Raw genomic sequence first — 24368 nt, forward strand, 5'->3', positions numbered from 1 at the left:
CCTGTGCCCAATCCTGTCAGCCTCCCTGCCCTGTTCGCCGCCCTGGACACCCTGCCGGGGGTCGGGCCCGCGCGCGCGGCTCTGATCGAGAAGGCGGCGGGCGGCGGCCGGGTGCTGGACCTGGTCTTCCACCTGCCGGAGCGCATCACCGAGCGCGTTTCCGTCGCCCGGCCGGAGGAGGCGCCGGAGGGGGTGGACGCCATCCTGGCCGTGACCCCGCTCGCCGCCCGCGCCGCGCAAAGCCGCGTCACCCGCCGCCGCTATGTGGAGGTCCGCACCGAACAGGGCGTCACGCTGCGCTTCATGGGCGGCTTCCTGGGCACGGTGGAGCGGCAATTGCCGCGCGGCCTGCCCCGCTGGATCGCGGGCCGCATCCGGCCGGAGGGCGACGGGTTTTCCTGCATCAACCCCGAGGTGGCGGCCGACCCCGCGGCCCTCCCCACGCTGGAGGCCATCTGGCCCCTGACCGAGGGGCTGAGGCGCGGCTACATCGCGCCCGCCATCCGCGCCGCGCTCGCTTTGCTGCCAGACCTGCCCGAATGGCATGACGCCCCCCTGCTGGCGCGGGAGAAATGGCCGGGCTTCGCCGCCGCCCTGCGCGCCCTGCATCTGCCCGACCAGCGTCCCGGCCCTGCCCCCTGGGAACGCCTGGCCTATGACGAGGTGCTGGCGGACCAGCTGGCGCTTGCCCTGCTGCGCCGCCGCAACCGCGCCGTGCCGGGCCGCGCCCTGGTGGGGGACGGCAGCCTGCGCGCCGAGGCCCTGGCCCGCTTCGGCCATGAGCCCACCCCGGGGCAGGCCATGGCCCTGGCCGAGATCGGCGCCGACATGGCAGCCCCCCACCGCATGCTGCGCCTGCTGCAGGGCGATGTGGGCTCGGGGAAGACGCTGGTGGCGGTGCTGGCCATGCTCCAGGCCGCCGAGGCCGGGGCCCAGGCGGCGCTGATGGCCCCCACGGAAATCCTCGCCCGCCAGCACCTGCGGACGCTGGAGGCTTTGAGCCCCGTGCCCGTCGCCCTGCTGGCCGGCAGCGTGAAGGGGGCGGAGCGGCGGCGGGTGCTGGCGGGCTTCGCGGACGGGTCCATCAAGCTCGCCGTCGGCACCCATGCGCTGTTCCAGGAGGGGGTGGCGTTCCAGGACCTCGGCCTCGCCGTGGTGGACGAGCAGCACCGCTTCGGCGTGGCTCAGCGCCTTGAGCTGGCCGCCAAGGGCGCGCGGGCGGACATGCTGGTGATGACCGCCACCCCCATCCCGCGCACCCTGCAATTGACCATGTGGGGCGAGATGCAGGTCAGCCGCATCGCCGAGAAGCCGCGCGGGCGCCAGCCCATCGCCACAAGGGTGGTCAGCGCGGCCCGCCTGCCCGATGTGATCGAACGCCTCGACGCCGCCCTGGCGCGGGGCGAGCGCGCCTATTGGGTGGTCCGCGCCATCACCGGCGGCGAGCATGACGACAGCATCGCCGCCGAGACACGCTTCGCCGAACTCAGCGAACGCTTCCCCGGTAAGGTGGGCCTCGCGCATGGCGAGCTGGACATGCCGCTGCGCGAGGGCGCCCTGGCCGATTTCGCCGCAGGCCGCACGCAGATCCTGGTGGCCACCACCGTCATCGAGGTGGGGGTGGACGTGCCGGAGGCGACCATCATCCTGATCGAGCAGGCGGAACGCTTCGGCCTTTCCGCCCTGCACCAGCTGCGGGGCCGGGTGGGGCGGGGGTCGCGGCCTTCTTCCTGCCTGCTGGTCCATTCCGAGGAATTGTCCGAGCGGGAAAAGGAACGCCTGCTGATCCTGCGGGACACCGAAGATGGCTTCGTGATCGCGGAGGAAGACCTGCGAATCCGCGGCGGGGGGGACGCGCTGGGCACCCGCCAGGCCGGCCAGCTTCTTTACCGCCTGGCCCTGCGGGGCGAGGACGAATCCGACGCCCAGCGCGCCGCCGCCCGGATGCGCGACCTGATCGCCATGGCCGCCCAGGACGCGGAATTGCTGCTGCACCGCGACCCCGTGCTGGACACCCCGCGCGGCCAGGCCGCCCGCCTGCTGCTGGCGCTGTTCGGCAAGGAGGAGGCGGCGGCCTTCCTGGCGGCGGGTTGAATTCTTGGCTTGGCACGCCGCCGCCCGCCAACCGGCGTGCGCCATGCGGCCGGCCGCATGGCTTGCATTGCCGCCCCAGGCTTTTAAATCGAGGCGCCGGAGTATGCAGGGGGCATCGTGACCGCACTGATCGAGATCGAGGGCCTGACGAAGCGCTTCGGCGGCTTCACCGCCGTGGACGGCGTGTCCTTCACCGTGGCGCGGGGCGAGGTGGTGGGCTTCCTCGGCCCCAACGGCGCCGGCAAATCCACCACCATGCGGATGCTGGCGGGCTTCATGCTGCCCAGCGCCGGCACGGCCCGCATCTGCGGCGAGGATGTGGTGGAACGCCCCGTTGCCGCCAAGCGCCATTTGGGCTTCCTGCCGGAAGGCGCCCCCACCTATCCCGAAATGGCCGTCGAGGATTTTCTTCGGTTTTGCGCGCGCATCCGAGGCGTGGGCCGCGCCGAGGTGGCCCGCGCCATGGCGCTGACGCAACTGGAAGGCGTGCGGCTGCAGCCCATCGAGACGCTGTCCAAGGGCTTCAAGCGCCGCGTGGGCCTCGCGCAATCCCTGCTGCATGACCCGCCGGTGCTGGTGCTGGACGAGCCGACGGACGGGCTCGACCCCAACCAGAAGCATGAGGTGCGCGCGCTGATCCGCGAGATGGCACCGCAAAAGGCCATCATCATCTCCACGCACATCCTGGAAGAGGTCGGCGCGCTCTGCACGCGGGCCATCATCATCGCGCGCGGCCGCGTGCTGGCCGATGCGACGCCCGCCGAACTGGTGGCCGATGGTCGCAGCATGGACGAGGTGTTCCGGGAACTCACCATGAGGGATGCGGCATGAGACGAGCGACCCAGCAGCCTCATCTGCGGCGGCCGACGGCCGCCGAGGCGCCGAATGGCGCCCGCCGCAAATGCGGCGAGCCAAGCGCGCGGAGCGCGCGCCCGGCGCCTGAGGGCAAGGAATGCCATGCCCGCGGCCATTACGAATGGCCGCGGGCATGAGGGCCATGCTCGCCGTCGCGCGGCGCGAATTCGCCGCCTATTTCGCAACCCCCGTCGCCACCGTCTTCATCGTGATCTTCCTGGTGATGTCGGGCACGCTGACCTTCACGGTGGGCGGCTTCTTCGCGCGCGGGCAGGCGGATCTGCTGCCCTTCTTCAACTTCGTGCCCTGGCTGTTCCTGTTCCTGGTGCCCGCACTCACCATGCGGCTCTGGGCCGAGGAAAGGCGCCTCGGCACCGTCGAACTGCTGCTGACGCTGCCCATCACGGCCGGGCAGGCGGTGGTGGGGAAATTCCTCGCCGCCTGGGCGTTCTGCGCGGTGGCGCTGGCGCTGACCTTCCCGCTGGTCATCACCGTCAACTACCTGGGCGAGCCGGACAATGGCGTGATCCTGACGGGCTATCTCGGCTGCCTGATGGTGGCGGGGGCCTATCTCGCGGTGGGGGCGGCCATCTCGGCCATGACGCGCAACCAGGTCATCGCCTTCGTCCTCGCGGTGGCGGGGTGCTTCCTGTTCGCGGCGGCGGGCTCGACCATCGTGACCGAGTTCCTCTCCACCAACCTGCCCTGGCTGGCCGAGGTGGCGCGCGGGCTTTCCGTCGCCGAACGCTTCGCGGGCTTCGCGCGCGGCGTGATCGCGGCGCGCGACGTCGTCTTCTTCGCGAGCTTCATCGCGGTCTGGCTGCTGCTGAACGCCGCCATCCTCGAACACAGGAAGGCCGATTGATGCGCCGCACCCGTCTTGCCTTCTCGACATTGGGCGTGCTGGCCGCGCTGCTGCTGGCCATCGGCGTCAATTTGCTGGCCGACCGGCTGCTCTCCTCGGCCCGCCTCGATCTGACGGAAAACCGCCTCTACACCCTCTCGCCCGGCACGCGGCAGGTGCTGGAAGGGCTGCGCGACCCGGTCACGCTGCGCTTCTTCTACTCCCGCCGCCTGGGTGCGGAGATCCCGCAATACGGCGCCTATGCCGAGCGCGTGCGCGACATGCTGCGCGAATATGTTGCGGCCTCGCGCGGGATGGTGCGGCTGGAACTCTATGACCCCGAGCCCTTCTCCGAGACCGAGGACCGTGCCATCGCGCTGGGCCTGCAGGGCGTGCCGCTGGACCAGGGCGGCGAGCAGGTCTTCTTCGGCCTGGCCGGCGCCAACCTCGTGGACACCGAACGCGCCATCCCCTTCTTCCAGCCCGAGCGCGAGCGCTTCCTGGAAGCCGACCTGACGCGTGTCGTCTTCGAACTGTCCAACCCCGAGAAGCCCGTGCTGGCCGTGCTCTCGCCTCTGCCGTTGAGCGGCGATCCGCGCGCGATGATGATGCGCCAGCCGCAGCTCGCCCAGCCCCAGGTCGTGATCCGCCAGCTGCGCGAGGCCTATACGGTGCAGGACCTCGGCTATGACGCCCAGGTGATCCCGCCCGAGGTGCAGGTGCTGCTGCTGGCCCATCCGCAAAACCTACCGGAAGCGGCGCAATACGCGGTGGACCAGTTCGTGATGCGCGGCGGGCGGCTGATCGTGATGATCGACCCGCACAGCGAGATGCAGGCGACGCGCCCCGGCCCGACCGGCCAGCCGCCCACCGACACGGCCTCGCGCCTCGACCGCTTGCTGGAAGCCTGGGGCGTGGAGGCCCCGGCCGACCAGGTGGTGCTCGACCTGCGCGGCGCCTGGCGCGTGCGCGCGGGCCCGAATGAGCGCGTGCAGGCGGTGGACTACGTCGCCTGGTTCAACCTGCAGGGCGACAGCCTGAACCGCGACGAACAATCCACCGCGCTGCTGGAACAGGTGAGCGTGGCGTCCGCCGGGCATCTGCGCGCGCGGCAGGGTGCGGGCATCGAGTTCATCCCGCTGCTGACCAGCTCCGCGCAGTCCATGCTGCTGGACGCGGCGCAGGTGCGGCGCGAGCCCTCGCCCACACGCATTCTTGCCGAGTTCCGCGCCGATGGGGAACGCCGGGTGATCGCGGCGCGCATCCGGGGGAACCTGCTCTCGGCCTTCCAGGACGGGCCGCCGGCCCTGGCCGAGGGCGCCACGCGGCCGGAGGGTTTCCCCGCGCATCTGGCGCGCAGCAATGGCCCCGCGAACCTCGTCGTCATCCATGACAGCGACATCCTGGAGGACCGCTTCTGGGTGCGCGTGCAGGAGTTCTTCGGGCAGCAATCCATCGCGCCCTTCTCCAACAACGGGCCCTTCGTGGTGAACTTGGCCGACAGTCTCTCGGGCAGCGACGCCATGATCGGCCTGCGCTCGCGCGGGGAGAGCCAGCGGCCCTTCGAGGTGGTGGAGGACATCCGCCGCCGCGCCGACGCCCAGTTCCGCCAGACCGAGCGGCAACTGACGGAACGCCTCCAGGCCACGGAACGCCGCTTGCGCGACCTGCGCCAGGGCACGCCGGGCGAGGGCGCGCGCAACACCAACCAGGTGGTCATCACCGAGGCGCAGCGCGCCGAGATCGAGCGCGCGCGCGAGGAGATCGCGGCCACGCGCAGGCAGCTCCGCGCCGTGCAGCTGGAGCTGCGGCGCGACATCGAGGCGCTGGACCGCAACCTGCGCATCCTGAACATCGTGGCGGTGCCGCTGCTGCTGACGCTGCTGGCCATCGTGCTGGGCGTCCTGCGCGCGCGGCGTCGCGCGGCGGCGCGCGCATGAGCCGGTTGCGGCGGCGCGCGCATGAGCCGGCATCTTGCGGCGGCGCGCGCATGAGCCGGCACCTTGCGGCGGCGCGGGCGTGATGCGCCGGCGCAGCGTGATCGTCGTCGGTGGGCTGGGGGCGGTGGCCGTGGGGGCCGCCATCCTGCTGGCGCCGGCGGGCGAGCGGCCGGGCCAGTTCACACCGGGCGCGCCGGCCTTTCCGGACCTCGCCGCGCGGCTGCCGCAGGCGGCGCGCGTCGAGATCATCCGCCACGCCGAGCGCAGCACCATGCTCCGCATGGGCGAGGGCTGGGGGGTGGAGGAACTCGCCCTCTACCCCGCGCGCGTGCCGAAGCTGCGCGAGTTGCTGTCGGGCGTGAGCGAACTCCGCCTTGTCGAGGAACGCACCAGCGACATGTCCCTGCACGCGCGCCTCGGCGTGGATGACCCAGCCACGCCGGGCAGCACGGCCACCCGCCTGCGCGTGCTGGACGCGCAGGGCGGCGTGATCCTGGACGTGATCCTCGGCACGCGCCGCACCCGCCCCCAGGCGCAGGTGCCGGACGCCGTCTTCCTGCGCCGCGAGGGCGAGGCGCGCTCCTGGCTGGCCGAGGGCCGCGTGGTGCCCGATGGCGACCCGCATCTCTGGGTGGACCGAGAGATCGCGATGCTGGCGCCCGACCGGCTGCGCCGCGTGGACATCCAGCGCGCGGGCGAGGCACCGCTGGTGCTGGAACGCGCGGGCGAGGTGGACGCGCCCTTGCGCGTCACCACGCCCGCCGAGGCCCCCGGCACCGCGCCCGCGGCACTTGAGGATGTCGGCCGCGCCTTCGACCTGCTGACCTTCACCGATGTCCGCCCCGCCACGGCGCTGGCGGGAGAGGCGCTGGGCGAGGCCCGCTTCACCTACACCGACGAGGTGAACATCACCGCCTGGCCACGCCTGCTGGACGGCCAGCTCTGGGTCGTGCTGCGCGCCGATGGCGGGCCCGAGGCCCAGGCGCTGCACGCGCGCTGGCAGGGCTGGGCCTACCAGGTGGGCGAGTGGAAGGAAAAGGCGCTGATCCCGCGCCTCGCCGACCTGCTGCCCTGATGAGCCGCGAATATCCGGACCGTCCCTGGATCGGCATCGGTGTCATCGCCTTCCGTGGGGATGAGGTGCTGCTGGTCCGCCGCGGCAAGCCGCCGCGCCTGGGTTCCTGGTCCTTGCCCGGCGGCGCGCAGCATTTGGGCGAGACGGTTCAGGAGGCCGCGCGGCGCGAATTGCTGGAGGAGACGGGCATCGAGGTCGGCCCCCTGCTGCTGGCCGATGTGGTGGACGCCGTCACGCATGATGACGCTGGCGCGGTGCGCTACCACTACACCATCGTGGATTTCTGCGGCGAATGGGCGGGCGGAGAGGCCCGGCCCGGCGATGACGTGGACGCGGTGGCCTGGGCGCGCCCCGAGGCGCTGGACGCCTATGCCCTGACGCGCGAGGCCCAGGCGGTGATCGCGCTCGCCCGTCTCAGGATGCAGGCTGAAGCGGCTGATTCACGCCTTCGGTGATTCCACCAAAGGCGATCAGACGCCTTCGTCCTGACGCGGCGGATTCACACCCTGGTCGAAGCCGGCCAGGGTGATCCGACGCTACCGCCGCTTCATCGCCCGTGTCAGCGCCACAACCGGCAACAGCCCCGCCACCACGATGAGCAGCGCGGAGGTGCTGGCCTCCGCCAGCCTTTCGTCGGAGGCGAGGTTGTAGACGCGCACCGCCAGCGTGTCGAAGTCGAAGGGGCGCACGATCAGCGTGGCCGGCAGCTCCTTCATCGTGTCCACGAAGACCAGGATGGCGGCGGTGAAGATGGCCCCGCGCGAGAGCGGCAATTCCACGCGCCGCACCGCCTCGCCCGGCCCGCAGCCGAGCGAACGCGCGGCCATGCCGAAGGAGGGCTTGAGGCGTGTCAGCCCGCTTTCCACCGCCTGCAAGGCCACGCCCAGGAAGCGTGCGAGATAGGCGAAGACCAGCGCCACGATGGTGCCCGACAGCAGCAGCCCCGTGCTGATGCCGAAATTGGCGCGCATCCAGGCGTCCAGTGCGTTGTCGAACAGGCCGAAGGGCACCAGCACCCCCACCGCGATGACCGAGCCCGGCACGGCATAACCCAAGGATACCAGCCGGTTCGCCGCGCGCTGCCCCCGCCCCGGATGCAGCCGCGCCGCCCATGCCAGCCAGGCGGCGATGATCACGGCCAGGAAGGCGGTGATGGAGGCGAGCGTCAGCGAGTTCAGCAGGAAGGGCAGGAAGCGGTGCGGCGAGAGTGGGTCCCCCGCCTCCAGCATCAGGGCGAAGAGCGCGCCGGCCGGCACCAGGAAGCCCAGCGCCAGTGGTGCCAGGCAGGCCAGCAGTGCAAGCCACGCCTTTACGCCGCGCAGGGGCACGGGCTGGAAGGGGGCGTGGCGCGTCGTCATCGGGTGGAAGCGGCGGCCGCCGCGGCTCGCGTGTTCCAGCGCCAGCAGCAGGGCCACGCACATCAGCAGCACGGCGGCCAATTGGCTGGCCGCACCCCGGTCGGCCATGCCGAACCAGGCCTCGTAGATGCCGGTGGTGAAGGTGCGCAGGCCGAAATACTGCACGGTGCCGAAATCGGCGAAGGTCTCCATCAGCACCAGGGCCACGCCGGCGGCCAGGGCAGGCCGCGCCAGCGGCAGCGCCACATGCCAGAACACCCGCCCGAGCGAATGCCCCAGCGTGCGCGAGACCTCCACCAGGCAGGTGGATTGCGCGAGGAAAGCGGCCCGGCACAGTAGGTATACATAGGGGTAGAGCACCATGGAGAGCACCAGCGCGGCGCCCTCCAGGCTGCGCATCTCGGGGAACCAGTATTCGCCGAAGCGCAGCCCCGTCACGTCGCGCACCAGGCTTTGCGCGGGGCCCGCCACGTCCATCAGCCAGGTCCAGGCATAGCCGGCCACATAGGCCGGCATGGCGAGTGGCAGCAGCAGCGCCACCTCCAGCACGCGATGGCCCGGAAAGCGGCAGCAGGTGACCAGCCAGGCGGTGACGGCCCCCGCGCTGCCGGCCAGCAGCGCCACCAGCAGCCCCAGCACCAGGGTGGTGGCCAGCATCTCGGGCAGGAAGGTGGTGGCGATGTGCCACCACACGGCGCCCGCCGGCGTCACGGCCGCCGCCAGCACCGCCCCGATGGGCATGGCCAGCACGAGCGCCACCAGCAGCGTCAGCCGCGCCCAGGCCGGGGTGCGGCGGGGGCGGGCCATGCTGGGGGGGGCCGTCGTTACGCCCATGGGAAGGTGCGAGGCATTCTCATCTCGCGCAGCCTTACCCGAAGGCGGCCGGGCCCGCCATGCCCCTGCGGGTCATGGCCTGCGGCGGGCGGCGCCTGCCGCCGGTGCCGCGCAGCCAGGCGCGCGGATGCGCGCGCCCGGCGATGGAGGGCAGGAAGGGCCTCAACCCTTCTTGCGGGCCTCCCACTCCGCCATGGTCAGGCGGGGCACCTCGACCCGGTCGGTGGTGCGGGCATACCAGCCGCGGCCGTGCATGCGGCCCACGAGGTCGAGCTTGGGGGTGTCGATGTAGTGGCGGGCGGGGTCCATCACCGCGTCGTCGCGCACATGCATGCCCACGACCTTGCCGAGCACGATGGTGTGCTCACCGGCCTCGACCAGCTGGAAGGTCTCGCATTCCAGGGCGACGGGGCTTTCGCCGATGCGGGGCGGCTTCACCTTGGCGGAGGGCACCTGGGTGAGTTCCGCCTCGGCCAGCTCGTCCACGCCGGGGGCGAAGTCGGTGGCCGTGATGTTCATGTGCTGGATGTGCGAGAAGGGCACCAGGCACACCACGAACTGGCCGGTGGCCTTGATGTTGGCCAGCGTGTCCTTCGGGCTGCCCTCGGGGCGCGGCCCGCAGCCGATGCCCACCACCACGGGGTTCGAGGAGAAGGCATTGAAGAAGGAATAGGGGGCGGCGTTCACCACGCCCGCCTCGTCCTGCGTCACCACCCAGGCGATGGGGCGCGGCACCACGGTGCTGACCACCAGCTTGTAGCAGTCGGCGGGGGACATCTTCTCGAAATCGAACATCATGGGCGGGGGCCTCCGGTTGTGGCCGCAAGTTGGGCGGGGTCGCCCTGCCTGTCGAGGGGGTGGTGTTCATCGTCGCTTAAGCGGCGTGGGCGATCCTGGGCCCGATCGGCCTGCGAGGAAAACCCATGCGTGTCTTCAATAACCTGCGTGTCGCGACGAAACTGTCTATCAGCGCGGGCCTGACCATCACGCTGCTGACGGCGCTCGCCGCGGCCGTGATGTTCCAGGCCAACCAGCTGGAGCGCGCCAATGGCGAGGCGCGGCAGGGCAGCGAGGCAAGGCACTATTCCATCGAGGTCGGCCAGGGGGTCTGGCGTGCCTACAGCCACGAACGCGGCGTGGTCCTGGCCCAGTCGGCGCCCGAGCTGGAGCGGGAGGCGGAGGCCCAGCGCCGCGCCCTGGCCGATGCCGCCGCCGCGCTGGGTGCGGCGCGGGACCGCGCGGGCACGGCCGGCCCCGCCGTGCTGGCGGCACTTTCCGCCGCCGAGGCCCGGCTGCGCGAGCTGGAGGCGCTGGCCGCCTCCCTGGTGGAGGCGCGCGCCGCGCTGCTGACCACGCGCGATGGGGAATTCTTCGCCCGCCAGCCGGATTTCGACCATGCCGTGGAATCCTCCAACGCCAATGTGCAGTTCGCCGCCGAGGGCGAGCAGCGCGAGGAACTGCGCGACACGCTGAATACCTATGTGCAGGCGGTGAATGAGACGCGCCTCAGCGCCCAGCGCTTCCTCGCCACTGGCGATGCCGCGGCGGTCAACCGGCTGCGGCGCGCGGCCGCGCAGTCTCGCGTGCATGGGCGGCGCTTCGCCTCCCAGGTGCCGGAGAGCATGCGCTTCGAGGCGGAGCGCCTGACCGATGCCGGCGCCGCCGTGGCCAGTGCGGCCGAGGCGCTGGCGACCCGCAATGCCGAGATCGCGACCATCCAGTCCGAGCGCCTGGCGCCGGCGCGCGACGCGCTGATGTCCACGCTGGACACCGCCGGGGCGGGGCTGCGCGCCAGCAGCGAGGACCTGGCCGCGGAGGCCATGCAGAGCGCGTCCCTGCTGCAACAGGTGGTGGTGGTGACGGGCGGCGTCATCGTGGCCTTCATGCTGGCCTTCGCCGTCCTCACCACGCGGGCCATCGCCACGCCGCTGTCGCGGCTGGCCGGCGCCATCCGCGACATCGCGGCGGGCGACACCGCGGCCAGCGTGCCGCACCAGGACCGCAGCGACGAGATCGGCCGCATCGCCGGCGCGCTGGAGGGGCTGCGCGGCGAGGTGCGCAAGGCCTTCGCCCAGGGCCAGATGCTGGAACAGCTGAACATCGGCGTCATGACCGCCGACCCGCGCAATGACTTCCGCATCACCTATGTGAACCCGGAGGCCGTGCGCGTGATCCGCGCCGTGGAGCATGTGCTGTCGGTGAAGGCCGATGCGCTGATGGGCGCCAGCATGGACAGCTTCCACAAGAACCCCGCGCACCAGCGCGAGATGATGACCGATGACCGCCATCTGCCGCACCGCACCCGCATCAGCCTGGGCGGCGAGGTGATCGAGCTGAACGTCACCGCCATCCGTGACCGTGAGGGAACCTATGTCGGCCCCATGCTGACCTGGCAGCTGGTGACGGCCCAGGCCCGCCTGGCCGACAGCTTCGAGGTCGAGGTGGGTGGCGTGGTGGATGCCGTGGCCAATGCGGCGGGGCAGATGCAGAGCTCCGCGAACGGGCTGACCCAGGCGGCCGCGCTGTCGGGCCGCGAGGCGGAGGCGGTGGCCGAGGCCTCGGCCCGCGCCGGCGCCGATGTGCAGGCCGTGGCGGCCAGCGCCGAGGAATTGGCCGCCTCGGTCGCCGAGATCACGCGCCAGGTCTCCGAAGGCGCGCAGGTGGCGCGCAGCGCGGCCGAGGAAGCGCGGGCGACGGATGGCACGGTGCAGGGCCTGGCCCAGGCCGCGCAGCGCATCGGCGATGTGGTGCGCCTGATCAGCGACATCGCGGGCCAGACCAATCTTCTGGCGCTGAATGCCACCATCGAGGCCGCGCGCGCCGGTGAGGCCGGCAAGGGCTTCGCCGTGGTGGCGAGCGAGGTGAAGAACCTCGCCGCCCAGACCGCCAAGGCCACGGAGGAGATCGCGGCGCAGATCGGCGGCATCCAGGGCACGACCGAGCAGGCGGTGACCGCGCTGCGCTCCATCACCGCCACCATCGAGCGCATGAACGAGGTGACGGCCGCCATCGCCGCCGCCGTCGAGGAGCAGGGGGCCGCCACGCGCGAGATCGCCCGCAGCGCCACCCTGGTCGCCGACGGCACGGCCGTGGTGGCGCGCCGCATCGAGGATGTGCGCCGCGTCTCGGGCGAGACGGGCGGCGCGGCCGGCCATGTGCTGGAAGCGGCCAATGATCTGGCGGACCAGGCCGGATCGCTGCGCGGCAAGGCCTCCGAATTCCTGCGGCAGGTGCGGGCGTAGGCTTGTTGCGCGACTGATTCACGCGGCCGGCTGTGCCGCCCGCGATCAGGCGCGGGTCGCTGCGCGACTGATTCACGCGGCCGGCTGCGCCGCCCGCGATCAGGCGCGGGACAGCGGGTGGTGCTCCGCCAGCACCGCCCGCAGCTTCTCCTCCATCACGCGCGTGTAGATCTGCGTGGTGGCGATATCGGCATGGCCCAGCAGCATTTGCAGGCTGCGCAGATCGGCGCCGCGCGCCAGCAGGTGCGTGGCGAAGGAATGGCGCAGCACGTGGGGGCTCACGCGCTCGGGGTCGAGCCCCGCCGCCTCGGCCGCCTGCTTCAGCAGCAGCCCCACGCTCTGCCGCGTCATGTGGCCATTGGCCCCGCGCGAGGGCAGCAGGTAGCGCCCCGTGCGCGGTCTGCCCTTGGTGCTTTCCACCAGCCCCGCCCGTGCCTGGGCCGCCGCCTCCTTCGCGCGGCGTGACAGCGGCACCAGCCGTTCCCGCCCGCCCTTCCCGCGCACCATGACCAGCGGCGTGTCCTCGCGCAGCGCGCCGGCGGGCAGCGTCACCAGCTCGGAGACGCGCAGGCCGGAGGCATAGATCATCTCGATGGCGGCCACGGCCAGCGCGGCCTTGCTCTCGGGCAGGGTTTCGGCGCCGGCCAGCAGGGCTTGCACCTCGGCCTCGGTGAGCGCCCGGGGGAGGGGGGCGGGCAGCTTGGGGCTGTCCAGCAGCTCGGTCGGGTCGTCGGCGCGGTGGCCCTCGCGCGCCAGGAAGCGGTAGAACTGCCGCAGGGCGGAGAGGCGCCGCGCCTGGGTGCGGGGCGAGAGACCGATGGCGGCCAGGCCGCGCAGATAGGTCCGCAGCGAATCGGGGTCGGCCGTGGCGAGGTCGCCGCCCAGGGCGACCAGCGCATCCTCCAGGTCACGGCGATAGGCATCTGTGGTGTTGCGGGCGGCGCCGCGCTCGGCCGCCATCATCTCCAGGAAGGCTTCGAGCAGCGCGCCGGACACGCTACCTCACCTGGAAGCGATCATTCGGAATGATGCGTTCCACCGCGGTGGGCGTCACCGGCGGGGGGAAGGCGGCGAACCACAGCACGGCCCCCGCGGCACCGAGCAGCAGAAGCAGGATCAAGGTCAGGATGGGGCGGCGGAACATGATGGGCGGTGCGTCCCCTCGCGCGAACAGGCCCGTGTGCTACCTTCCGTCGCCGTGTCACGCAACCTCGCCCCCCTGAGCCCTTTTCCCGAAACGCCATCCGCGCGCAGCATCGTGCTGGTGGGCATGCCGGGCGCCGGCAAATCCTCCATCGGCAAACGCCTGGCGGCGCGCTGGGGCATGCCCTTCCTCGACGCCGATTCGGAGATCGAGCAGGCGGCCGGCATCCCCATCACGGAAATCTTCGCCCGCTATGGCGAGGCGCATTTCCGCGAGGGCGAACGCCGCGTCATCGCGCGGCTGCTGGCGCGGCCGGAGCCCATCATCCTGGCCACCGGGGGCGGCGCCTGGCATGACCCCGTCACGCGCGCCGCGGTGCGCGAGGCGGGCGCGCTCTCCGTCTGGTTGAAATGCCGCCTGTCCGTCCTGCTGCGCCGCGTGGCGGGCCGCGAGCACCGCCCGATGTTCCAGAACGCCGACCCGCGCGCGGTGCTGGAGCGCCTGATGACGCAACGCCACCCGAGCTATGCCGAGGCCGACATCACCTTGCTCTGCACCGACGAGAACCCCGAGGTCACGACGCGCCGCCTCGCGGAGGCCATCGGCGCGCACCGCCCGCCCGCGCGCATGCAGGTGGCGCTGGCGCGCGGCGCCTATGACATCCTGATCGGCCCCGGCCTGCTGCGGCGCGCGGGCGCCGAGATCGCGCAGCGCGTCGAAGGCCGCCGCGCCGTGGTGGTCAGCGACGCCGCCGTGGGGCCGCTGCACCTGCCCGCGCTGCGCGAGGGGCTGGCGGATGGCGGCATCCAGCTCGCCGCCGAAATCCTGGTGCCGCCGGGCGAGGCCAGCAAATCCTTCGCGGAATTCGAACGTGTGGTGGATGCCATCCTGTCCGCGCGTGCCGACCGGCGGCTGGTCGTGATCGCGCTGGGGGGTGGCGTGGTGGGGGATCTCGCGGGTTTCGCCGCGGCCTCGGTGCTGCGCGGCCTGCCCTTCGTGCAATGCCCCACCACTTTGCTGGCCCAGGTGGACAGTTCGGTGGGCGGCAAGACCGGCATCAACACGTCGCACGGCAAGAACCTGGTGGGCGCCTTCCATCAGCCCAGGCTGGTCCTGGCCGACACCGCCACGCTGACCACCCTGCCGCCGCGCGAACTGCGCGCGGGCTGGGCGGAGGTGGCCAAGCACGGGCTGCTGCAAGGCCCGCTCTGGGATTGGTGCGAGGCGAATGGCGCCGCCGCGATGCAGGGCGACGCCGCCGCGCTGACGCACGCCGTGCTGGAAAGCTGCCGCCTCAAGGCCGGCGTGGTGGCGGAGGATGAGTTCGAATCCAAGGCGGAGGGCGGCCGCGCGCTGCTGAACCTCGGCCACACCTTCGGCCACGCGCTGGAGGCCGAATGCGGCTATGGCGGCGAGCTGCTGCATGGCGAGGCCGTGGCGGTGGGCCTGGGTCTCGCCGCCGAGATCTCCGCGCGCATGGGGCTGTGCAGCCAGGAATGGCCCGGCCGCGTGCGCGAACACCTGCGCGAGGTGGGCCTGCCCGCCCGCATCGCGACGCTTCCGCGCGTGTTTTCGGCGACGAGGCTCATCGCGCGGATGAAGGCCGACAAGAAGGCACGCGAGGGCGCCATGCGCTTCGTGCTGCTGCGCGGCGCGGGCGAGTGCTTCACCGATTCCTCGGTGCAGGAAGACGCCGTGCGCCGCCTGCTGGTGGATGAAGGATGTTCCGAATGACCGATAAGAACCTGCAGGTCCTGCTGCGCCGCCGCCCCCAGGGCGCCCCCGTGCCCGAGGATTTCGAGGTGGTGGAAACCGCCATCCCCACCCCTGGCCCGGGCCAGGTGCTGGTCCGCGCGCATTTCCTCAGCCTCGACCCCTATATGCGCGGCCGGATGAGCGACGCGAAGAGCTACGCCAAGCCCGTGGCGCTGGGCGCCGTCATGGAAGGCGCCACGGTGGGCGAGGTGGTCACCTCCAACGACCCGTCCTTCAAGCCCGGCGATGTGGTGATGGGCGGCCAGGGCTGGCAGCGCTTCTGCGTGATGGATGCGGCGCGGCTGCGGAAGGTGGATACCTCGGTGGCGCCGCTTTCGGCCTATCTCGGCCTGCTGGGCATGCCCGGGCTGACGGCCTGGGTCGGCCTTGAGGATATCGGCACGCCCAAGGCCGGCGAGACGGTGGTGGTCAGCGCCGCCTCCGGCGCTGTGGGCCAGGTGGTGGGGCAGCTCGCCAAGGCGCGCGGCTGCCGCGTGGTGGGCATCGCCGGCGGTGCGGCCAAGTGCGACTTCGTGGTGAAGGAGCTGGGCTTCGACGCCTGCCTCGATCACCGCCAGCCGCTCGACCCGCAGCTCGACGCCGCCTGCCCGGACGGCATTGATGTCTATTGGGAAAACGTGGGCGGCCATGTGCAGGAGGCGGTCTTCCCCCGCTTCAACGATTTCGGCCGGATGGTGATGTGCGGGATGATCGCGCAGTACAACATCGCCCCCGGCGCCGATGCGGCCGGCGCGCCGCCGGGCCCCAACCTCGGCCCCGTGGTGCGGAAGCGGCTGCGCATCCAGGGCTTCATCGTGAGCGACACGGGCTGGGGCCGCTATGACGCCTTCCTGGCGGAGATGACGCCGCTGATCGCCGAGCGCCGCATGCGCTGGCGCGAGGATGTGGCCGACGGCCTGGCCGCCGCGCCGCGCGCCTTCATCGGCCTTCTGCAGGGCGAAAACTTCGGCAAGCTGGTGGTCCGCATCGGCTGAGTTGCGCGCGGGGCCACAAGGCCCCGCGCAAGTTCTCTTCGACATAATTTGGGCGTTTTTTCGGAACCCGCGCGCCGCTGGCGGGTTGGTTCAGCACGGGCCGCCCACGTGGCGGCACCGTAGCGGGGGCTTCAGCCGATGACGGCGACGCCCACCCCAAGACCAAGGGACCCGTGAACCAACGCGCCGCAAGGCGCGGAGGAAGAACTGCGGCCTCCGGGCCGCAAACACACCCGTCTCGAGGAGAACAGTTGCATGAAGAAGCATTTCATCACCACCACCGCGCTCGCGGGCGTCTTCGCCATCGGTATTGCTGGTGCGCCTTTCGCGCAGGGTGTGAACCCGAGCGCCCCCGGCAGCGCCGCCGGTGGCACCATGGCCCAAGGTGGGACCCAGGGCGGAACCGCTGGCACGCAGGGCGGCACCACCGCGCCGGGCGCCGGCCAGGCTGGCACGCAGCGCGGCCCGACTTCGCCTGACGCCCGCAGCGGCACGCTGGGCGGCGCGACCACGCCGGGCGGCCAGGCTGGCACGCAGGGCGGCACCACGACCCCCGGCGGCCAGACCGGCACGCAGGGTGGCCAGCGCGGCACCCAGGGTGACGCCACGCGTCCCGGCCAGGGCACGCAGGGCGGCGCGACCCAGCCCGGTGGCCAGCGCGGCACGCAGGGCGGTTCGCTGATGCAGGACCAGCCCATTCTCGCCCAGGCCACCGTGCCCGGGCAGACCGGCGCGCAGCCCGGCCAGATGGGCGCCCAGCCCGGTATGACCGGCGCGCCGCAGGCCGGTGCGACGGGCCAGCGTGACCCCATGCGTCCGGGCGGTGCGGCCCCCGGCCAGCAGGCCACGATGAACGAGGAGCAGATCCGCGGCATGCTCTCCGCCCGCGGCTACACCGACATCAGCGGCGTCGAGCGTGATGGCGATCACTTCAAGGTGAGCGAGGCCAAGCGTTATGGCCGCGACGTCGAGGACCTGCGCGTCAATGCCCGCACCGGCCAGGTGCAGGACGAGGCGCGGCTGAACGAGGACCAGGCCCGCAACCTGCTGGAGCAGCGCGGCTACACCGAGGTCAGCGACGTCTCGCGCGATGGTGACACCATCACCGCCCAGGCGAAGCGCGATGACCGCGAGATGCGCGTCCGCATTGACGGCAATACCGGCGCGGTGATGCCGCAGCCCGCCTCGAACTGAGGCATGGCACCGGCCGGGCGGGGGCATCCCCGCCCGGCCATCTCCGATGAATGGCCTGTCCGAACACGGCAACCGACGCCCCCGCGCCGGCGCTATGCCTCCAAACACAAGGACGCAGAACATGAACCACGAGATCACACGGCGACCCCCCGGGCGGGCCAGCCTGCTGGCCACCGCCGCCATGGGCGCGACGCTCGCCTTCGGCTTTACCGGCATGGCCCAGGCCCAGCAGACCCAGCCGCAGCAGCCCCCCGCCCAGGCCCAGCAGGGCCAGCAGCAGGCCGCGCAGCAGTTGCAGCAGGCCGAACAGCGCCTTCAGCGGGCGCAACAGCAATTCCAGGGCAGCGGCAATGCCCAGCCCCAGGCCTTGCAGCAGGCCCGCCAGGCCGTGCAGCAGGTGCAGCAGGCCATGGGTCAGGTGCCCGAGGCGCAGCGGCAGGAGCAGGGCTATCGCCTCGCCCAGCAGCATGTGGCCGCGGCGCAGCAGACGCTGCAGGGTGACAATGTCAACGCGCAGCAGGCCCGCACCGCCGTGCAGAACCTCCTGGGCGTGATCCCTGCGATGCGCGCGCAGCTCGCCGGCGGGCAGCCCGCCCCCGGCCAGGCCCAGGCGCAGGACCAGGGCGCGCGGGAATCCGCGGTGGTCGTGGAGCAGCCGACGGCGCAGCTCCAGGTCACGCAGGCGCCGCCGCAGGTGACGGTGACGCAGCCCGAGCCCGTGATCACGGTCATCGTGCCGCAGCCCGAGATCATCGTGCGCCAGCCCGCCCCGCAGGTGACGGTGCAGATGCCCGACCCGCAGGTGCAGGTGGAGCAGGAGCAGCCGCGCGTGGCCCTCTCGGAAGCCGCGCAGCCGCAGGTGCGCGTCTCGGAAGGCCAGCCGCGCGTGCAGGTGCAGCGGGTGGAGCCGCGCGTGATCGTTCGGCAGGCCGAGGGCCAGCCGCAGATCCGCTACGAACAGCAGGGCGAGGCCACGGTGCGGCATGAGCGCCAGGCCGAGGCCCAGCAGCCCGCCGCCGCGGCGCAGCAGCCCGCCCCGGCGCAGCAGCCCGCCCCGGCCCAGCAGGCCGAGGCCCAGCCGCGGCCCGCGACTGGCGTCACGGTCGAGCAGGCCTCCGGCCTGATCGGCACCAATGTCGTCGGCGCAAATGGCCGCGATGCCGGCGAAGTCGAGAATCTTCTCGTGGACAACCAGGGCGTCGTGCGCGCCGCGGTGGTCGAATGGGGCGGGTTCCTGGGCATCGGCACGCGCCAGGCGGTGGTGCCGATCGAGAACATCAACATCAATGGTGACCGCGCCGAGATGAACCTCACGCGCCAGCAGCTCGAAGAGCTGCCCCGCTACGAGCGCGGCAACGTGGCGCAGGTCGGCCAGCAGCGCGGCTGGGACGGCGTGCGGATGTACCGCTAAAAGCGGGCGGGGCTGTAGGGCGAGGGGTCCAGCCAGGGCGCCTCGCCCGTCATCATCTCCGCCAGCAGACGCCCCGTGCTGGGGCCGAGTGTGAAACCCTGGTGCGCGTGTCCAAACGCGCACCAGGCATTCGCCTGTCCGGGCATCGGGCCGATCACGGGCAGCATGTCGGGTGTGCAGGGGCGCACGCCCATCCAGGGCGTCTCCTCCACCGCATCCGCCAGTGGCAGCAGGCCGCGCGCGATGGGCTCGGCGCGGGCCAGTTGCACGGGCGTGGGCGGTGCCTCGTCGCGGGTGAATTCGGCGCCCGTGGTCAGCCGCACCCCCGCGCGCATGGGCGCCAGCAGGAAGCCGCTGCCCACATCCAGGATGGGCCGGTTCAGCACCGCATTCCCCGACAGCGCGAAATGCCGGTGATAGCCGCGCTTGCCGAACAGCGGCGGCGCATAGCCCAAGGGTCGCGTCACCCGCCCGGCCGCGGCGCCCAGCGCCACCACCACATGCGCCGCCTCCTCGCCGCCCGCGCGCCATCCGGCGCCGGCGCGTTGCAGCGTGGTGGCATCACCGCGCACGAAGCGCCCGCCCGCCTCCTCGAAGCGCCGCAGATAGGACAGTGTCAGCGCATGCGGATCGCTGACCGAGACGGGGTCGGTGAAATGGATGGCGCCCAGGCGCGGCACCTTCAGGTGCGGCTCGGCCGCCGCCAGGGCCGCGCCGTCCAGCAGGGTGTAGTTGATGCCGTAGCCCTGGCGCGCGGCCTCGGCCTGGGCCAGCGCGGCGTCGAGCTTGGCCTGGTCGTTGTAGAGGCGCATCCAGCCGATGGGCCGCAGCAGCGGCATGGCCTCGGTGCCCTGAGCGAGCGCCATGTGCTCATCCAGGCAGGTCGCGATCAGGGCGGCATGGCCGGCCACGGCGGCGGCATAGCGGCGCGGTTCGGAATGCCACCAGTAGCGCAGCAGGGGCGAGGCGAGGCCGGCCAGGGCGGAGGGGTGATAGGCCACCTCCACCGTGCGGTTGGAGGCCATGCGGCGCAACTCGGAAAAATCCCGCGGGAAGGGGTGGGGAAAGACCGCCTCGCGCTGGATCAGCCCGCCATTGCCGAAGGAGGCACCTTCGCCCGCGCCATCACGGTCCAGCAGCGCCACATCCCAGCCGCGGCGTTGCAGGTGCAGCGCCACCGAGACGCCCACCATCCCCGCCCCCAAAACCAGCGCCGACTTCGCCATCACAGCCCACCCGTTCCCCAGGCTGCCACGCTGCGGAAAACCGCAGAGCGCGGCAAGCCCCGCGCGCGGAGCGCGGAAAGCCCCGCGCGGGTCAGGCCCGTTGCGGGCGCTTGCCGGGCGGGCGGCCCATGGGCTGCATGGGTTCCACGCGGATATTCGCATCCTCGCCCACCGCGCGGCGGGCGGCGGTGGCGAAGCGGCCGGCGGCATAGGGCGCCACCTCGAACTGCGTCTCGCGCTCCATGATGCGCATGCGGCCGATCTCCTGCCGCGTCACATGGCCGCGGCGGCAGAGGAAGGGCAGCAGCCAGCGCGGATCGGCGTTCTGCGCGCGGCCCACATCCATGCGGAACCACACGCCCTGGCCGCCGCCCTCTTCCGGCGTGGGGCGCGGGTCGCGCGGCCCAGGGTCGCGCGGAAAGGTGCCGCGCGGGGCGGGGCGTTCCTGGATTTCCGACAGCTCCTCCGGCGCCGGCAGCGGCGCGCGCAGCACGCGCACCAAGGCGGCCGCCAGCGCCTCCGTCCCGCGCCCGGCCAGCGCCGGGTCCGCCATCAGGCGCCGCGCGATGGCGAGATCCTGTTCCGCCGGTTCCTCGGCGGCCAGCGCCAGGGCTTGTTCGGCCAGGCGCTCGGCATCGCGCGCGCGGATGGCGTCGGCCGAGGGCGCGGGGCCCCAGGACGCCTTCACCTTCGCCGCCTGCAACAGCCGCTCCGCGAGGCGCCGGCGGATGTGCGGCACCAGCAGCAGGCTGACACCCTTGCGCCCGGCGCGCCCCGTGCGGCCGCTGCGATGGAGCAGCGTCTCCGGATCACGCGGCAGCTCGGCGTGGATGACGAGGCCGAGATCGGGCAGGTCGATGCCGCGCGCGGCCACGTCGGTCGCCACGCAGATGCGCGCGTGCCCGTCGCGCAGGCTTTGCAGCGCGCGCAGCCGCTCGGTCTGGGACAGCTCGCCGGAAAGCGCCACGGTGGAGAAGCCGCGTTCCGACAGATTGCCGCGCAGCCGCGCGACCGTGGCGCGGGTGGCGCAGAAGATCATGGCGATGCGCGGGTTCTCCAGGCGCAGCACGTTCACCACCGCGCGCTCCAGCTCATGCGGAGCGACGAGGGCGGCGCGGTATTCGATGTCGCCATGCGCCTCGCCCTGGCTGGTGGCCTCGATGCGCAGCGCGTCGCGCTGGTAGCTCTTGGCCAGGGCCGCGATGCCGCGCGGCACGGTGGCCGAGAACATCAGCGTGCGTCGCTCGGCCGGCACCTCGTCGAGGATGGCCTCCAGCTCCTCGCGGAAGCCCAGATCCAGCATCTCATCCGCCTCGTCCAGCACCACGGCGCGAAGCGCGGCGGGGGCGAGGTTGTTGCGCTCCAGGTGGTCGCGCAGCCGGCCCGGCGTGCCGACGACGATGTGCGCGCCCTGCATCAGAAGTCTTTTCTCCGCCACCGGGTCCATGCCGCCCACGCAGGAGACGATGCGCCCCCCGGCCGGCGCGTAGAGCCAGGTCAGTTCCGCCTTCACCTGCAGGGCGAGTTCGCGGGTGGGGGCGACGACGAGGGCGAGCGGCGCGCCGGCGGCGGGCAGGCGGGCGGCCTCGCCCAGCAGTTCGGGCGCCAGCGCCAGCCCATAGGCCACGGTCTTGCCTGAGCCGGTCTGGGCGGAGACCAGCAGGTCACGCCCCGCCGCCTCCGGCTGGAGCACGGCGGCCTGGACGGGAGTGGGGGCGGCGTAGCCGCGGCCGGAGAGGGCGGCCTGCAGCGGGGCGGGCAGATGGTCGAAGGACATGAGGCGGAGGGGTGTGCCCGCGCGCGGGCCGCGTCAAGCGCGGATCGCGCGGGGCAGCCACCTGATTCGCGGCCGATTCACGCCCGGCTATGCCGGGACGATCGGGCGCTACCCCGCCAGCTCCGGAATCACCCAGAACGGCTTCTGCCCCCGCGCCACGCGCTGGCAATTGTCGAAGGCGTTGCGGAAGCGGGCGAGGACGTTGTCGGCCGTGGGGCCGGCCAGATGTGGCGTCAGCACCACATTGTCGAGCGTGAAGAGAGGGTTGGCGGGCGAGGGTGGTTCCTGCTCGAACACGTCCAGCCCCGCGCCCGCGATGCGGTTCGCGGCCAGCGCGTCATGCAGCGCCACCTCGTCCACCACCGGGCCGCGGCTGGTGTTCACCAGGATGGCGCTGGGCTTCATGGCGGCGAGTTCGGGCGCGCCGATCATGTGCCGGCTCGCCGCCGTCAGCGGCACGTGCAGGGTCACGATGTCGGACAGCGCCAGGATTTCCGGCAGCAGGCGGAAGCGCACCTCCAGCGCGTCCTCCGCTTCTTCGGTCAGGCGGGCCTGATCGAAATAGATGACGTGCATGCCGAAGGCGCGCGCCAGCCGCGCCACCTTCTTGCCGATATTGCCCAGCCCCACGATGCCGAGCGTGCGGCCGCGCAGCTCGATCAGCCCCGGCTGGTCGTTGGACTGGCCGCGCCAGCCGCCGGCGGTGACGGTGCGGTGCTGCCAGATGAGGCGCTTGCCCACCGCCAGCATCAGCATCAGCGCGTGCTCGGCCACCGCATTGCCGTTGGCGCCGCCATTGGTGCTGATGGGCACGCCCGCACCCCGGGCCGCCTCGATGTCGCAGCGGTCATAGCCGGCGCTCAGCAATTGCAGCAGCCGCAGCCTGGGCGCGCCGGCATAGAAGGCGGTGTCCAGGCCCGCGCTGGCGAAGCCCACCAGGAAGTCCGCGTCCTGCACGGCCTCCGTGAAGGCGGGCGTGCCGGGGCGGGCCACCACCATGTCGAAGCCGCGCGGCAGGATGTCGCGCGCCATCTCGGCGGGGCTCATGGGGTTTTCCATCAGGACGAGCTTGTGGGTCATCGGGCGTCTTTCTCCATGCCGGAATGATGGGCATGGACGCGGCCCGGCGACCAGCCGCGTTGACTTCGCTTCGGCGCGCACGGACCATTCCGCCATGCAGGAGAAACGTTGGGCCGCGGTGGCGGAGCTCTACCACGCCTATTTCACCGGGCTGATTCTCACGGTCAGCAGCCGGCGCGGCGGGGCCGACGCCGCCAAATGGGTGTTCCGCCTGTTCCGCCACCAGCACCACGAGAAATTCCTGGCGAGCCTGGGCAAGCTCGGCCTGTCGCATTTGCCGGACGCGGTGCGGGCGGCGGCCTATCACTACCTCTCCAACCAGGTGGGCGGCGTGTCCGTCGAGTTCATGCGCGAGAGCGACCGGAAGGCCTGGGTGCGCTTCGTGCCGCCGCGCTGGGTCTACCCCGGGGCGTCCATCTGCGGCGTGCCGTCCGAGGTGTCGCGCGCCATGCTGCGCGGCTGGTACGCCCAGAACGGGGTGTCGCTGGGCAACCCGAGGCTGGGCTTCGTCTGCACCGCGCAGACCACCGACGGCCAGCACGGGCTTTCCGGCTACTTCCTGGAACACGACCGCGACCTGGCGCCGGAGGAACGGCTGCTGTTTCGCCCCGGCGAGGACCCGCCGCCCTTCGATCCCGATGCCGCCCCCCGCCTGCCGGCGGCCGACTGGCCCGCCGAGCGCCAGGCCAAGGCCGCGCGCAACTACGCGATGGAATATATCCGCAGCGGATTGCCGCGCCTCGCGGAGGTGCTGGGCCCGGCCGAGGCGCGGCACCTGGGCAATGTCGCCGGCCGCCTCGTCGGCGCGCAGAGCTTCCACGCCACCGCCGAGGGCCTGGGCGTGGCGGGCGAGGGAGGGGCGATGGGCTTCGCTCGCCTGCTCGTCGCCTGGGCGGAGGCGGAAGGGGATAGCGCCGAAATCACGCAGGAGGGCGCATCGGTGCTGGTCCGTCGCACCGGCTTCCGCCTGCTGCGCGGCCTCGGTTCGCTGCACCCCTGCGTCTTCGAGGGCTGGCAGGGGCTGGTGGAGGGCATGCTCCAGGTCCATGACCGCTTCCTGCTGCTGGACACGCCCGAGCGCGCCGACTGGGGCGACCCCCACACCACCTGGCGCATCCGCAGGAGGCCCGCCGCATGAGGTTCAACCACGTCGCCAACCGGATCGACGCTGCGCATTTCGAGCTGGTGGTGGCGATGCTGCGCGAATGCCTGGGCTTCGTGGAATTGCGCCGCACCGAACGCGCCATCTGGCTGCGTCAGCCCGGCGCCAATGTGGACCTGCAATTCAGCCGCAGCGCCACCACGGCGCGGGACGACGACAAGCTGCGTTCCCAGGTCGCCTTCCTCAGCGACACGCCGCGCGCGGACTTGCAGGCCCTGGCCGATTGGCTGGGCGCGCGCGGGCTGGAGGCGATGGTGGGCGCCTATTCGGACCGCGAATTCTACCTCGACGCGCCCTCCGCCTTCGTGGATTTCGTGATCGAGGCCATGCGGCCCGAATTGGCGGACTACGACATCCCCGCCTGACGGCTTGCGGCGCGCCC

At 72.2% G+C, this 24368-nt stretch carries 20 protein-coding genes; 13 read left to right on the top strand and 7 right to left on the bottom strand.

Features of this window, described 5'->3' with window-relative positions:
* The first annotated feature begins 3 nt into the window (after positions 1-3).
* From GGQ83_RS04270 to GGQ83_RS04295, 6 genes are all read left to right on the top strand, one after another.
* On the top strand, positions 4-2094 hold the full coding sequence (locus GGQ83_RS04270; protein ID WP_184382339.1) for an ATP-dependent DNA helicase RecG: 2091 nt from the start codon (positions 4-6) through the stop codon (positions 2092-2094).
* 117 nt (positions 2095-2211) lie between these two features.
* A complete protein-coding gene (locus GGQ83_RS04275) occupies positions 2212-2925 on the top strand; it encodes an ABC transporter ATP-binding protein (protein ID WP_184382340.1) in 714 nt (237 codons plus the stop codon).
* Positions 2926-3082: 157 nt separating this feature from the next.
* Positions 3083-3814: an ABC transporter permease subunit gene (locus tag GGQ83_RS04280; protein ID WP_184382341.1), complete on the top strand. Its 732-nt coding sequence runs from the start codon at positions 3083-3085 to the stop codon at positions 3812-3814.
* A complete protein-coding gene (locus GGQ83_RS04285) occupies positions 3814-5733 on the top strand; it encodes a Gldg family protein (protein ID WP_184382342.1) in 1920 nt (639 codons plus the stop codon). The genes GGQ83_RS04280 and GGQ83_RS04285 overlap by 1 nt, the downstream gene beginning before the upstream one ends.
* Positions 5734-5815: 82 nt before the next feature.
* Positions 5816-6808, top strand: coding sequence for a DUF4340 domain-containing protein (locus GGQ83_RS04290; RefSeq protein WP_184382343.1), 993 nt, complete (start codon positions 5816-5818; stop codon positions 6806-6808).
* On the top strand, positions 6808-7263 hold the full coding sequence (locus GGQ83_RS04295) for an NUDIX hydrolase (protein ID WP_184382344.1): 456 nt from the start codon (positions 6808-6810) through the stop codon (positions 7261-7263). The genes GGQ83_RS04290 and GGQ83_RS04295 overlap by 1 nt, the downstream gene beginning before the upstream one ends.
* 81 nt (positions 7264-7344) lie before the next feature.
* Here the strand turns inward: GGQ83_RS04295 and GGQ83_RS04300 are convergent, their stop codons facing one another.
* Together GGQ83_RS04300 and GGQ83_RS04305 are read right to left on the bottom strand one after the other, a co-directional pair.
* Positions 7345-8973 (bottom strand): ABC transporter permease, encoded by a 1629-nt coding sequence (locus GGQ83_RS04300; protein ID WP_184382345.1) that lies wholly within the window; start codon positions 8971-8973, stop codon positions 7345-7347.
* Positions 8974-9162: 189 nt separating this feature from the next.
* On the bottom strand, positions 9163-9798 hold the full coding sequence (locus tag GGQ83_RS04305) for a flavin reductase family protein (RefSeq protein ID WP_184382346.1): 636 nt from the start codon (positions 9796-9798) through the stop codon (positions 9163-9165).
* 125 nt (positions 9799-9923) lie between these two features.
* On the opposite strand from GGQ83_RS04305, the gene GGQ83_RS04310 reads away from it, so the two are divergent.
* Positions 9924-12242 carry a methyl-accepting chemotaxis protein gene (locus tag GGQ83_RS04310; protein ID WP_184382347.1) on the top strand — a complete coding sequence of 773 codons (2319 nt, stop codon included), beginning with the start codon at positions 9924-9926 and terminating at the stop codon, positions 12240-12242.
* 99 nt (positions 12243-12341) lie between these two features.
* Here GGQ83_RS04310 and GGQ83_RS04315 read toward each other — a convergent pair whose 3' ends face one another.
* Both GGQ83_RS04315 and GGQ83_RS04320 read right to left on the bottom strand, forming a co-directional pair.
* Positions 12342-13238, bottom strand: coding sequence for a tyrosine recombinase (locus tag GGQ83_RS04315; RefSeq protein WP_184382348.1), 897 nt, complete (start codon positions 13236-13238; stop codon positions 12342-12344).
* Position 13239: 1 nt separating this feature from the next.
* Positions 13240-13386 carry a hypothetical protein gene (locus GGQ83_RS04320; protein WP_184382349.1) on the bottom strand — a complete coding sequence of 49 codons (147 nt, stop codon included), beginning with the start codon at positions 13384-13386 and terminating at the stop codon, positions 13240-13242.
* 54 nt (positions 13387-13440) lie between these two features.
* Between GGQ83_RS04320 and aroB the strand changes: the two genes are divergently transcribed.
* The 4 genes from aroB to GGQ83_RS04340 all read left to right on the top strand — a co-directional run bounded on the left by aroB (position 13441) and on the right by GGQ83_RS04340 (position 18741).
* Positions 13441-15120 (top strand): 3-dehydroquinate synthase, encoded by a 1680-nt coding sequence (gene aroB, locus GGQ83_RS04325; RefSeq protein WP_311727188.1) that lies wholly within the window; start codon positions 13441-13443, stop codon positions 15118-15120.
* A complete protein-coding gene (locus tag GGQ83_RS04330; protein ID WP_184382350.1) occupies positions 15117-16136 on the top strand; it encodes an NADP-dependent oxidoreductase in 1020 nt (339 codons plus the stop codon). The genes aroB and GGQ83_RS04330 overlap by 4 nt, the downstream gene beginning before the upstream one ends.
* A gap of 255 nt (positions 16137-16391) precedes the next feature.
* Positions 16392-17330 carry a hypothetical protein gene (locus tag GGQ83_RS04335; protein WP_184382351.1) on the top strand — a complete coding sequence of 313 codons (939 nt, stop codon included), beginning with the start codon at positions 16392-16394 and terminating at the stop codon, positions 17328-17330.
* Between the two features lie 121 nt (positions 17331-17451).
* Complete coding sequence (locus GGQ83_RS04340) at positions 17452-18741, top strand: PRC-barrel domain-containing protein (RefSeq protein WP_184382352.1); 1290 nt, start codon at positions 17452-17454, stop codon at positions 18739-18741.
* Here the strand turns inward: GGQ83_RS04340 and GGQ83_RS04345 are convergent.
* From GGQ83_RS04345 to GGQ83_RS04355, 3 genes are all read right to left on the bottom strand, one after another.
* Positions 18738-19967, bottom strand: a complete 1230-nt coding sequence (locus tag GGQ83_RS04345) for an NAD(P)/FAD-dependent oxidoreductase (protein ID WP_184382353.1) — start codon at positions 19965-19967, stop codon at positions 18738-18740. The genes GGQ83_RS04340 and GGQ83_RS04345 overlap by 4 nt on opposite strands.
* Positions 19968-20058: 91 nt before the next feature.
* A complete protein-coding gene (locus GGQ83_RS04350; RefSeq protein ID WP_184382354.1) occupies positions 20059-21744 on the bottom strand; it encodes a DEAD/DEAH box helicase in 1686 nt (561 codons plus the stop codon).
* 108 nt (positions 21745-21852) lie between these two features.
* A complete protein-coding gene (locus GGQ83_RS04355; protein ID WP_184382355.1) occupies positions 21853-22824 on the bottom strand; it encodes a 2-hydroxyacid dehydrogenase in 972 nt (323 codons plus the stop codon).
* Between the two features lie 94 nt (positions 22825-22918).
* On the opposite strand from GGQ83_RS04355, the gene GGQ83_RS04360 reads away from it, so the two are divergent.
* The gene (locus tag GGQ83_RS04360) at positions 22919-23962 is read left to right on the top strand and encodes a hypothetical protein (protein ID WP_184382356.1); all 1044 of its coding nucleotides are present in this window, start codon (positions 22919-22921) and stop codon (positions 23960-23962) included.
* A complete protein-coding gene (locus tag GGQ83_RS04365) occupies positions 23959-24351 on the top strand; it encodes a hypothetical protein (protein WP_184382357.1) in 393 nt (130 codons plus the stop codon). The genes GGQ83_RS04360 and GGQ83_RS04365 overlap by 4 nt, the downstream gene beginning before the upstream one ends.
* The last annotated feature ends 17 nt before the right edge of the window (positions 24352-24368 follow it).

The organism is Roseococcus suduntuyensis (genome assembly GCF_014196305.1).
GTDB lineage: Bacteria > Pseudomonadota > Alphaproteobacteria > Acetobacterales > Acetobacteraceae > Roseococcus > Roseococcus suduntuyensis.